The sequence below is a fragment of the Anabaena azotica FACHB-119 genome (assembly GCF_014697625.1).
Classification (GTDB): domain Bacteria; phylum Cyanobacteriota; class Cyanobacteriia; order Cyanobacteriales; family Nostocaceae; genus Trichormus; species Trichormus azoticus_A.
Genome location: NZ_JACJSG010000042.1, coordinates 1 through 10,489 on the forward strand (window position 1 = coordinate 1; position 10,489 = coordinate 10,489).

Genomic DNA, 10,489 nt, shown 5'->3' on the forward strand with positions numbered 1-10,489 from the left:
TGGTTACTATCCTTGTTCTCTAGAGAACAAGGATAGTAACCAAGGACTATACAAGTCCTCTTGTATGGGCTTATGTATGCACATATCCCCTTATCCCTGCACATACCCCCTTGTACTATCTTGTATGTCTGCGTTAATCCCCTGTCTCACCTCTTATGTCTGCGTTCTTTCTCCTTCCATCCCTGTACATTCCCTTTTGTACTACCTTGTATGTCTGCGTTAATCCTCTTTTTTGTCTCTCATCCCTGCATAAACCCTCTTGTCTAACTCATATATTCATATTATCTCTATACTTACCCTCTTGTCAAGCCCCAAACTAAAATATTTTTAAAAGCCCTCTTGTCTATAGATATGCCGTCATTGCGATCGCTTCCCTCGGCTTCACACCCCATTCCTGTTTTCTCTACAACCTACCGACTACCCCCTACTCGCCACCTAAATACTCTACCAATGCGATCGCACTCCGTCAGTTAAAACAGTGCCTTGGAAACTAAATACTCGTTTTCCACCCCCGTAAGCACTAACCAGCCAGCCGCAATTAATTGGTCAATATCTTCGGGTTTTGGCTTTAAATCAGATAGTTTAAGCCCCTGCCTCAGCCCTGTGATTATTTGCCTCTGGGTTTCTGTTATCATCGATTTTCCTCCTTATGTCTGTAATAACCCTCTTGTCTTAATATCTATATTATCTCTATACTTACCCTCTTGTCAAGTTCTAGACTGAGATATTTTTAAAAGTCCTCTTGTCTATAGATACTATTGCGATCGCCTACTCCCTACTTCTCACTCCCTACTCCCCACTCTCTACTCATGACTCACTACCTACCCCCTCAATAATCCCGTAGTCACCCCCTCTATATTAATAATATTGATCAAATTACTTACCGTGACTACTACCCCAAAGGCCGCCGCTAACCCCCCCTACCATCCTCTAAGAATTTTTCGCGTATTGCAAATTACATCTAATATCACCGTAACCCTCCGGCCTACTTTTACTCAATTGCGTCGCCTCCCCCCTTCCCCCTATTCTCCCCCAATAACCACCGCTACCCCTTCCCCTTTGCCTCTGATGACACCACCGCCACAAAGTTAACTAAACCAGTCTTCCCCCTACTCTCCTACTCCTAGACCGCTAAAATCAACTAATTTCTTACATACCTTCTTTTATACTCTACTATGTAGCCACTACTGATATCTGCCCCCGTAGTCACGCCCTCTATATTAATAATATTGATCAAATAATCTAACGTGACTACCAATCATTTCCCATACTTTTAATATCTGGGATGCCCACAAATCAAGCTTTTCGCTTTCGGCTTGCCCCTGGCTGCGCCTCACTTTTAAAGCGTGACTACCAGCCCAACCATTGACAGCCGCCGCTAACCCTCCCCTACCCCCCTAGCTATCCTCTAAGAATTTCACGGGTATCACCAGTTACATTTTATAGTTATGCTTTTTAATCCTGACTACGGCATAACCTTTCCCCCGGCGCTTCCTATTCTCATTAATCACCTAATCAGCGATCGCCTCTCCCTACGGACTGCACTTATTGTTTTACGTTAACAGCAGTCGCATCTTTGCAAACTGCTGTTTTTCGCTATTTCTTCCTCCTCACCCCAGGACGTGATTTTTCACTTTCTATGAAACGACTAATTTCAGGGTTGCATAAAGGACAAAACCGAGCATGGTTATGCTGTTTTTTTAGTTTGCGTTCTAGCTCTCTGTCACCATTGCGCCAATACCTTGCTAATATTAACTCTCTACCATATTGAAAAACAGCAGCACGACAAATTTTTGAACCTTCGCCACTACGATGTTCTTTAAGCCTTCTTCTTAAGCTAGATTTTGCATAGCCTATATAATGCTTTGCACTAGCTTTTCCCAAGCCTCCGATAGCCTCGCTAAAATGAATGAGGTAGACGTAAGACATGACTCAGCCCAATATTTCAATTTACAAAATTATGTTTGTGATTAACGCAGATATAAATTTTAAAAATTGCTTATATCTGCGTTTATGGGATATTAAGTATTAGCGTTCTTACGAAGTTGTGATAATTGTCTACGAAGGTCTGATAACCTTGTTGGAACAAAGCTTAAATCCCTTTCTACTCCTAAACCTAAAGGGCTTCTGTATTCTTCCAATTCAGAAAGGCTAAAATAGCCTAATTCCTCTTCAAAACCGTTAACTAAACCAAATAAAGTATCTTCATCTTCCTTATCGTATTCAATCACGTACCAAGACCAACTACTTTCAGGAGCAAAAAATTTTATGTGTACTAACGGATCAGTTACTTTTTCCTGAGAATAGAGTTCAGGTAATTGATCTATGATTTCAGGAGTCAATAATCTTGTTGATTGCATTTCCATAAATCCTTTTTTTGTTGTGAAGACGTTGGCGCGTCCTTATCTATATCTGTATACTAAACGACTTGTATAAATAATACAAGAGGTCTTGTATAGACAGATTTAATCACAACATTAATATAAAAGGGTTTTTATTTATGGATAAATTAGTTTGTAGAGTTTTAAGTAGGGCCACCATTTTCTTTACTAAATGCCCCTGGTGGCAACCTCCATTCCTCTGAAGAAACTATTACGGATTCATAATATTTATGGGACAAAGCTAATCTAACAATCTCTGGACGCATATTGTACGGTTGACCAGTTGCTACACGTTCCATAACTGTCCGTCTATCAGGGTCGATTGTATAGCCTTCTTTACCCTGATTAATCCAATGATCATTAAATTCTTTTTCATACTTGGCCATTTCACTAACTACACTAGAAGCAATTAGATTTACTGATGCTAATTGATGGTCATTAATGAAAATGCAGTTTATACAAGAGCATCGAGGAAAACCTAGCTCGTAACTTGGATGAGGTCTAATGCCCTGTCTTTTAATAATTTCCCACACTTGACTCTCACGCCAATCCAGTATGGCTCTCCAATGGTCTACATGACGACATTTTGCATTTGTCTCATGAGACTTAAACTCTTCATACTCTGCTCTTGCCGCCGATTCTTCCCTACGCTCACCCGTAATAAATAACGTTTTCTTCCCCTTAAATCTATCTTGCCCGGCGATCGCTGAATATCCTACAGCAATTTTCACAACGCTAGAACACCATCTAGTTTTCATTTTGTTTCCCTTTTGTGGGAAACGCAAGCGGGTATTAAAACTTTTGCTCTTCCCTCCAGAGCTTTTTATACCATCAGGAGTCTCATAGAAAACTGGTGCAGTTATATCATTTACTCTAAGCATTTCCCGTTTTATTCCGCCTTCTCGCCAAGAAAAATAAAGTTTTACTCCTAACGCCTCACAAACTTTTTTACAATAATCAGACGTTATAGGATAATCAAAAAAATTATCCTCTGTATTTCCATCTACGAGATGATGCCAGCACTCGACTTTATCCTTTGAAATGTTGAATTTTTTAATTAACTCTAAAATATAAAGCAAGCAAGCTAAACTGTCTTTTCCTCCACTAAATGATATAATTATATAATCATAATCAATAATTCTATTGATATCAAACTTAGTAATAATTTCCTGAAATTCTATTCCTAAATCTAAAGCAAGTTGAATAGCTTTCATAATATTTAATAAACCTTGTTTGGGCAAATTACAGTTTTGAGCTAAGAAAATCTATTTCCATGAGTCGAAATAACTTTGCAAAATAACTCAACTTCTCCTTTTAAAAATTCGCAGGTAATAGGTGATTTTGGATCTAAAAGTTTTGTAGTTCCTTCAGAGTAAATTAATATTAACTTATTATCTAATAAATCCCAGTCACACAAAAATTTTAAATCTTGTGCAACATCTAAATAAAAACGAATTTCTTCCGATAAATTCAATCTATGAACCTGAAATAATAAATGTAAGCCAATACTCATTGCAATCGTTGAATTGTTTATTAATTCCATAACATTCCTAAAATTTATAAGCAAATAGCTTAAAATTAATTGTTTAATACATTTAGAACTGTATTAAACAATTAATTTTAAGTTTTAATTAACAGTGGACTGGATACTTTCGTATTCTTCCCACCTAAAAACCACAGAATCAATATCTATCTCTACTCCAATTGATTCTAGATGCTTACATCTACTTGCTAATTTCTCAGCAGCTAATCTTTCTCCTTCATAATCATCTTTATATGAGAAATGCTCAATATATTTATTTCGCCAGTAAATGTATCCTTGATGGTCTTTTTTTAAGTTTTCAATACCATAAAACCAATCAGTATAATTATTATTATTCACCATTTCATAAACTCTTTGAAGCTCATTTAACCCTGCTTCATTTGCTAAATTATTTACTACAAGCTGTATTAAAGTTAAATGCCTTGGCGATAGTTTTTCACCATCATTGGTATTACTTAAAATGAATAAACATTTATCTGCTGCGGTCAAATTAGAATCCATAAATCCTCTTTTGTTGTGTAATTTGGCGCTTTCTTATATATATACTAATCGATTTGTAATAGTATAACAAGAGGTTTTGTATAAGGAAATATAAGTAATATTGCCTTATACTTAAACATTTATCTATGGATAAACCATCTTGTAATTATTAAAGCGATCGCCATCAATTAGTGGTAAATTTCTTCAAAATCGCTTCTATTTCCCGCAAGGCATTTTCTATCTCTTCTAAACGCTTGCGATTATTCCAAGCCTCATAAGCCTCATCTACACGCTCATCTATGGGTAAATCTGTAGTGCTATCTACCCTACCAATGTGCTTATGCCTAGTGTATTTTCCTTTCCCTCTGCGCCCAAATTTTTTAGGGTTTCGCTCAAAAATCGGATCTTTAGCTTGCCACTTTGCATAGATAAAAGTATGCACTACTCCACTACCTGGATAATAACGATGTACTGGATATTCATGTATCCAGGCTCCAGGGGGAGACAATTTACTGTTTAACAGCCTGTCCCGTTCGCGCTTTAACTCCCGTAATTTTTCAATTATTGTTTCAACTTGATTATCCATAATTGGAATTATGTCTAATCAATTAGTTTAAGGCATAACCTAAACTAGCTGACCATCGCTTTAGGAATTAGCGATTGCTTCTCTTCTAGCCCCAATAGCTCAGATGAAGAACTTGACAACATTGGGAATGAGGAATAGTAAGGCTTTAATGTTGGCTGGGATCGATCCCATAGGTCAGACAGCCCTAACAAGAAATCAATAACTATGTAGCTAAATGAGATAAAAATAATACCAGTAAAAACAATATCTAATACTTGCATTTGTTCACTCCTTAATTCTGTAGCTCGGTTTTGTAGCGATAACCGTTTGCATCTCTATACTAACTAACTTGTAATTAAATGTCAAGACTGTACAAGATTATTTATCTATAGATAAAACTTATTTGGCTAATTATCAACAATAAAATATGTCTATACAAAACCCCTTGTCATAACAATACAAATTGGTTAGTATATAGATGTAAGGAATAGGGAACGCGCCAACGTCACCACAACGAAAAAAAGGATTTATATGATTTTAACAGCTACAGCTTCAACAACAATTAACAACAGCCAATTAATAGACAATGATTTTGCAGCCGGATACTTTGACGCTTCTATAGGACTACCAGCTAGATACATCAACCCAGAATACTACCAGGGCTATTTAGCCTATACTGCCGAAACAGGCAACACACCCTTTTAAAACAATTATTTATTTGTTGGGCGGCCTCGCCGCCTGACGGATTTATCAAAATTTACTAAAAACTTTTTAATATGGGAAAATCAATATGATTACCATTATGTTTTACTCCACATCGGACGCTAATTTAGTGGCACAACATCTCTACAATTGCCATGTTGAAAACAATATTTTAAAGGTTCCTGAACAAGAACAATTAGCAGTAGATTTAGCAATTGGTTTAGCTGGTGTTGAAATACCAATAACTGAGGGGGCATCTTGTCTATTAGCCTTTCCAGGGTATGAACGAGAATGCCAAAATGAAAATGCACCACAAATTTACGTAGTCTGTTTATCTTCTTATAATAGTGGTCTATCTCATGGTATGTGGATAGATTGTACACAAGATGCAGAAAAGATTGAAGCAGATATAAGATGGATGCTTTCTTGGTCGCCTTGCCGTCAATATAGTGCCTGTGAAGATTGGGCAATTCATGCTTATGAAAATTGGCAAGGTGTTCATATTAATGAATATGAAGATATAGAAAATTTAAGTGAACTTTCTCAAGCATTATTAAAACATGGTGAGGCTTACGCAGCTTATTATCAGTATGATTCCACTTCAGCTTATTTAGAAAAATTTGAAGAAATTTACTGTGGAGTGTATGACAGTGAAGAAGATTTTGTATATGAAGAATTAGAGCAAAATGGAGCATTAGAACAATTAGAGAAGTTAGGAATTTCTAGCTCTTATATTAATTTAACTGCTATAGCTACTGATTGGTTTATTAGCTCGTTTTATTCCATAGAAAAAATAATAAAGTTTATGTTTTTCGCCGTTTATAATTATTTATTTTTAAATCGGTTCATCTATAGATAAAAGCTTTTATACGAGGAAAAATCAATAATAAATACCTATACAAAACCACTTGTAATTTACTTACAAATCAATTAGTATATAGATATAAATAAAACGCGCCAACGTTCGTACAACAAAAAAGGATTTTCTATTTCTATGACTACCGAATACAAGTATATTCAGTTATCATTTTTACAGCCTGCATATGAGGTAATAAGCGAATCAATCACTTATGAACCTGTGCAGCTATCACTATGGGATGATAATGATAAGGAATTAGCTGAACTACTAGAACTCAGACGCGATCGCTTTGAAGAAAGGCGGGAACGGAGAGCAGAGGCATACCAGCGACTACAGCAGAAACATTCACAATTATCTAACTCGTCTTACCAAGCAGCAAAACGCATAGGTGACATGATACCCTTTGGCCAGCCAATTCTGGTTGGACACCATTCAGAGCGCCGTCATAGACGGGATGCCGAGCGAATTGATAACAATATGCGTAAGTCGATTGAGCATCAAAATACGGCTGAATATTATGCCGAGCGTTTAGCGGCTATGGAATCTAATGATTCTATTAGCAGCGACGACCCAGACGCAATTTCTAAGCTAGAGGCAAGGCTGCAAGAACTAGAATCTTTCCAAGAGTTGATGAAATCTGCAAATAAAATTATTCGTAAGAAAAATTTAACTGATGCTCAGAAAGTAGAACAAATGCGATCGCTCGGCATTCCTGAAAAAGCAGGATACAAGCTACTAGAACCTGATTTTTGTCAGCGCATTGGGTTTGCTGATTATCGGCTGCAAAATAACAACGCCAATATTCGCCGCATTAAAGAAAGAATTAGCGAGTTGAAGCAATCACTTATAGAGGCTGTTGAGCAAGGAAACACACAACAGCAGTATCCAGACTTAAAACTCACCGTGATAAATAATCGGGAAATCAACCGACTACAAATAGTGTTTGACACTAAACCACCACAGGAAGTTAGAAAAATTCTCAAGGATCATGGGTTTCGCTGGAGTGGTGGCGAGGGAGCATGGCAACGTTACCTTAATAACTCTAGTGAATTTGCCAAAAATTTAGTTATTAAAGCATTACAAAATTTGCCTGATTAATTTTACATGAACAACCCCACTCGGCTAACTTGCGGGTGGGGTTGTTTACACAATTGGATAAGCTATTCACTTTTTTGCTGGTTGGTCTTCGGCTGAGGGCTAACAATTACAGACTCTTTAGCCAACCGGAGAATATAGCACCAGCTTTTATCACTGGGACAGGCGATCGCAGAAGGGGCATTTATCCCGCTTACATAACCAATGGACAAAGCTGTAATAAACGACCCCAGATAAACCAGCCAACCCGACCAACCCGACCCTATCCAACGCCCAAAATTAATAAGGCTCATCCTAAACTGTTGCGATCGCTCTTTTTTGAGTTGTAACCGTTTGGCCTCGGTTTGAACCCATTGCTGCGATTCGTTGAGCTTGTTAATAGCTATCGTTACAGCACGAGCATTAGCCTTACTTTCTATAACTTTTTGGGCTTTTACTTCAATAGTCCGTTTTTCTTCATCTATTCGGAAATTGAGCCATTCTCGGAGGTCGGCGGCAAGCTGAGGAAATTCGGCTGCAATTGCAAGCTCTGAGAATTTGACTTTTTTCCCATAATCGCACCTTGTAAAGCAGCTCTAAGTTGTTGTGCCTGTCGCTGAAATTCTGGCGATTGCATCTCCTTTAACAAGGTCTGCAAGTATAGCTTGGGCAAGTCTGCCACATCCCCTTTAGCCTTTTGCTCTATTATGTCCTTGATTACCTTTATTTCCTCTTCACCTAATGAAGCCGTAATCTCTCCTAGTTGTTTGAAAATATCTTCTGTACTTAGGTCTAAATTTGGTGCGGATTCATCAGCCGATTTGTTAACTGATTCATGCGTTACTAGCTCAACTCCAAAATGTTGGGCGATTTCCTGAAGAGGTTTATTTTGTTTTTTAAACAAATCGATGCCCTCAAGGAAGCGATCGCACTCAGCTTGAGAATATTCTTCCTTCTCCCCTAATCCGCAAGCTTCCAACACTTGCATTGCTTCCATAAGTGAAAGCTTAATTTCTCTACTTTTTGCTTTACTTAATAATTCACTTATATCTATCGGTTTTTCTGATTTACCTTTTCTCTTTTTCTTGCCTTCTGTATTTGTAGAATTATCTACATTATCTACTTGCAAATCATTATTTTCCAAACGTTTCTGTTTTATTGAGTTAGCTACATTTTCAAAATTAACAGAACTAATTTCCTCGTCACTATATTCACTACTCTCAATATTTAGTTGGCATATTGCTATTACCTCATTAATTTCATCTACAGATAAATCATACAGACTTTGCAATGATTCTTTTGTATATGGCATTTTTGAATCCTCACTAATTAACTAAACATTTCCTCAAAGGCGCTATCATCATCATGGTGTATCGATGGTTCCGATACATCCTCCGATTCTGATGTTGATAAAGATTCAATACTGTCCTCAAAATCCTCATCTTTTGTTAAAGATGGAAGTGATTTAGAATTAGATGATAATTGTGGTGTAGCTTCTTCCAACTCTAGCCCAAAGCTTTGGGCTAGATATCTAATGTGCAAAGTCAGTCTATAAACTGCCTCTTTAGCAGACTGTTTTGATTCATCATCCGTAAATCCAGCATTCCGCATTGCAAAAGGCATCCAATAAGCAGCCACAGCAGAGTAAACTTTATCTCTTTCAGTGAAAGCTTTACTATCTTTAGCTTTTAAAAACTGTACTAATGCACTATTAAAATCTTCTGGTTCTAAAGCTATTCGACAACGATATTCAATAGGTTTGTTATCCATTTGCAGTACCTTTCGCAGTACCTAATTTATTCTTTGCGGCATTACCACAAAGATAGAAAAATAATCCGTAAACGTCTGTTAATCTGTATTGCAAAGATTTTGCTTGAACTTGCGAGAAGTTGCTACTTAGTTGTGATTCAAGCGTATCACACCAATTGATTTTTTTACCTTTAAAATATTTTGTTATGTGAGACTTAAAATAATTCGCAGTCCCGCCACTAACCATAATTTCATCAACTTCTTTTGGAATTTGTAGAGATAACCAATTAGAAAGCATCATCCAATATTCTTTTCTACCATTATCTACCGCACTTCTAATTTTCTCCAATTCATATTTTTTATAATCTCCTTCAAGATTTACTAAATCATCAAAATACTTGACGTTTATGTTTGTCCCTGCTTTACAAATAGCAGGTACTAATTGAGTCGCATTCAAGCCTGAAGTTTGCCCAATTACAGCATCTATCATTTTGGAAAATCCCAATGAAGCTGTTTTACCCTCCCTCATCTCGCCTCTCTCGACCAACAATACTGAAGTATCCCTATAACCCAGCATTACTACAGCAATGGTCTGGTCTTTGATGCTGGAACCGGGGGCGCGGCCTCTAGTTAAAATGCCACCACCTTCTGGCAGGCACAGAAAAGTATTAACTTTAAAAGATTTATGGTTTTCCTTGAAGTAATAATCTTCCAGAGCCTTTGTGACTAAATCTTTAAACAATACTCTATCTTGATATTCTCCCCAAGGTAAAAGCATCCCCAAGTTGATAGATGAGTCGTTTGGTAGATTGTGTTTTTCTGCGATCGCTCCTACTATCGCTAAAACTTTAGGTAACGCCAATTCAAATTTTCGCTTTTGCAATTGCAAATCTGCATAAAAACGCTTTCTCGCTAAAAAGCCTACAGATTGGGATTTACCCTGATACTGTATCCAAGCACTATTTTCTGGGGATGAATTTCCTATCTTACTTTCTTCGTATGCTTGCAAACTCTCTAACGGAACAGTCGCTACTTCTGGCTCCATTAGAATCAGTTCTGGTTTGAAACTCTCTAACGTGTAAAAACATTTCGAGTAAGAACCGCCCGGATCTATTGCCAGCGTAATTTGACTCATA

The 10,489-nt window shown here is 37.2% G+C and carries 17 protein-coding genes; 5 read left to right on the forward strand and 12 right to left on the reverse strand.

Annotation, left to right across the window (positions count from 1 at the left end; genetic code table 11):
* The first annotated feature begins 339 nt into the window (after positions 1-339).
* Positions 340-474, forward strand: a complete 135-nt coding sequence (locus H6G83_RS36055) for a hypothetical protein (protein WP_277876423.1) — start codon at positions 340-342, stop codon at positions 472-474.
* Here the strand turns inward: H6G83_RS36055 and H6G83_RS25290 are convergent.
* Positions 471-635 carry a hypothetical protein gene (locus H6G83_RS25290; protein WP_190477094.1) on the reverse strand — a complete coding sequence of 55 codons (165 nt, stop codon included), beginning with the start codon at positions 633-635 and terminating at the stop codon, positions 471-473. The genes H6G83_RS36055 and H6G83_RS25290 overlap by 4 nt on opposite strands.
* A gap of 250 nt (positions 636-885) precedes the next feature.
* On the opposite strand from H6G83_RS25290, the gene H6G83_RS25295 reads away from it, so the two are divergent.
* Positions 886-1,092, forward strand: a complete 207-nt coding sequence (locus H6G83_RS25295; protein WP_190477096.1) for a hypothetical protein — start codon at positions 886-888, stop codon at positions 1,090-1,092.
* 504 nt (positions 1,093-1,596) lie between these two features.
* On the opposite strand, the gene H6G83_RS25300 is transcribed toward H6G83_RS25295, so the two are convergent.
* The 7 genes from H6G83_RS25300 to H6G83_RS25330 form a co-directional block, all read right to left on the reverse strand.
* Positions 1,597-1,929 (reverse strand): GIY-YIG nuclease family protein, encoded by a 333-nt coding sequence (locus H6G83_RS25300; RefSeq protein WP_190477098.1) that lies wholly within the window; start codon positions 1,927-1,929, stop codon positions 1,597-1,599.
* A 92-nt stretch (positions 1,930-2,021) separates the two neighbouring features.
* Positions 2,022-2,366: a DUF2958 domain-containing protein gene (locus H6G83_RS25305; RefSeq protein ID WP_206759002.1), complete on the reverse strand. Its 345-nt coding sequence runs from the start codon at positions 2,364-2,366 to the stop codon at positions 2,022-2,024.
* A gap of 158 nt (positions 2,367-2,524) precedes the next feature.
* A complete protein-coding gene (locus H6G83_RS25310) occupies positions 2,525-3,595 on the reverse strand; it encodes a phosphoadenosine phosphosulfate reductase family protein (protein ID WP_190477102.1) in 1,071 nt (356 codons plus the stop codon).
* Between the two features lie 41 nt (positions 3,596-3,636).
* On the reverse strand, positions 3,637-3,924 hold the full coding sequence (locus H6G83_RS25315; RefSeq protein WP_190477104.1) for a hypothetical protein: 288 nt from the start codon (positions 3,922-3,924) through the stop codon (positions 3,637-3,639).
* An 84-nt stretch (positions 3,925-4,008) separates the two neighbouring features.
* Entirely contained in the window at positions 4,009-4,425 is a 417-nt protein-coding gene (locus H6G83_RS25320; RefSeq protein WP_190477106.1) for a hypothetical protein, read from the reverse strand.
* A 163-nt stretch (positions 4,426-4,588) separates the two neighbouring features.
* Complete coding sequence (locus H6G83_RS25325) at positions 4,589-4,990, reverse strand: hypothetical protein (RefSeq protein WP_190477108.1); 402 nt, start codon at positions 4,988-4,990, stop codon at positions 4,589-4,591.
* A gap of 44 nt (positions 4,991-5,034) precedes the next feature.
* A complete protein-coding gene (locus H6G83_RS25330) occupies positions 5,035-5,250 on the reverse strand; it encodes a hypothetical protein (RefSeq protein WP_190477110.1) in 216 nt (71 codons plus the stop codon).
* Between the two features lie 250 nt (positions 5,251-5,500).
* Between H6G83_RS25330 and H6G83_RS25335 the strand changes: the two genes are divergently transcribed.
* The 3 genes from H6G83_RS25335 to H6G83_RS25345 all read left to right on the forward strand — a co-directional run bounded on the left by H6G83_RS25335 (position 5,501) and on the right by H6G83_RS25345 (position 7,628).
* Positions 5,501-5,674 carry a hypothetical protein gene (locus H6G83_RS25335; protein ID WP_190477112.1) on the forward strand — a complete coding sequence of 58 codons (174 nt, stop codon included), beginning with the start codon at positions 5,501-5,503 and terminating at the stop codon, positions 5,672-5,674.
* A gap of 85 nt (positions 5,675-5,759) precedes the next feature.
* Positions 5,760-6,530, forward strand: a complete 771-nt coding sequence (locus H6G83_RS25340) for an antirestriction protein ArdA (RefSeq protein WP_199328594.1) — start codon at positions 5,760-5,762, stop codon at positions 6,528-6,530.
* 135 nt (positions 6,531-6,665) lie between these two features.
* Positions 6,666-7,628 carry a DUF3560 domain-containing protein gene (locus H6G83_RS25345; RefSeq protein ID WP_190477114.1) on the forward strand — a complete coding sequence of 321 codons (963 nt, stop codon included), beginning with the start codon at positions 6,666-6,668 and terminating at the stop codon, positions 7,626-7,628.
* Positions 7,629-7,690: 62 nt separating this feature from the next.
* Here H6G83_RS25345 and H6G83_RS25350 read toward each other — a convergent pair whose 3' ends face one another.
* From H6G83_RS25350 to H6G83_RS25365, 4 genes are all read right to left on the reverse strand, one after another.
* Positions 7,691-7,918 (reverse strand): hypothetical protein, encoded by a 228-nt coding sequence (locus H6G83_RS25350; protein ID WP_199328595.1) that lies wholly within the window; start codon positions 7,916-7,918, stop codon positions 7,691-7,693.
* Between the two features lie 167 nt (positions 7,919-8,085).
* On the reverse strand, positions 8,086-8,916 hold the full coding sequence (locus tag H6G83_RS25355; RefSeq protein WP_190477115.1) for a hypothetical protein: 831 nt from the start codon (positions 8,914-8,916) through the stop codon (positions 8,086-8,088).
* A 17-nt stretch (positions 8,917-8,933) separates the two neighbouring features.
* Positions 8,934-9,374: a hypothetical protein gene (locus H6G83_RS25360; protein WP_190477117.1), complete on the reverse strand. Its 441-nt coding sequence runs from the start codon at positions 9,372-9,374 to the stop codon at positions 8,934-8,936.
* The gene (locus H6G83_RS25365; protein ID WP_190477119.1) at positions 9,367-10,488 is read right to left on the reverse strand and encodes a ParM/StbA family protein; all 1,122 of its coding nucleotides are present in this window, start codon (positions 10,486-10,488) and stop codon (positions 9,367-9,369) included. The genes H6G83_RS25360 and H6G83_RS25365 overlap by 8 nt, the downstream gene beginning before the upstream one ends.
* Position 10,489: the final 1 nt, after the last annotated feature.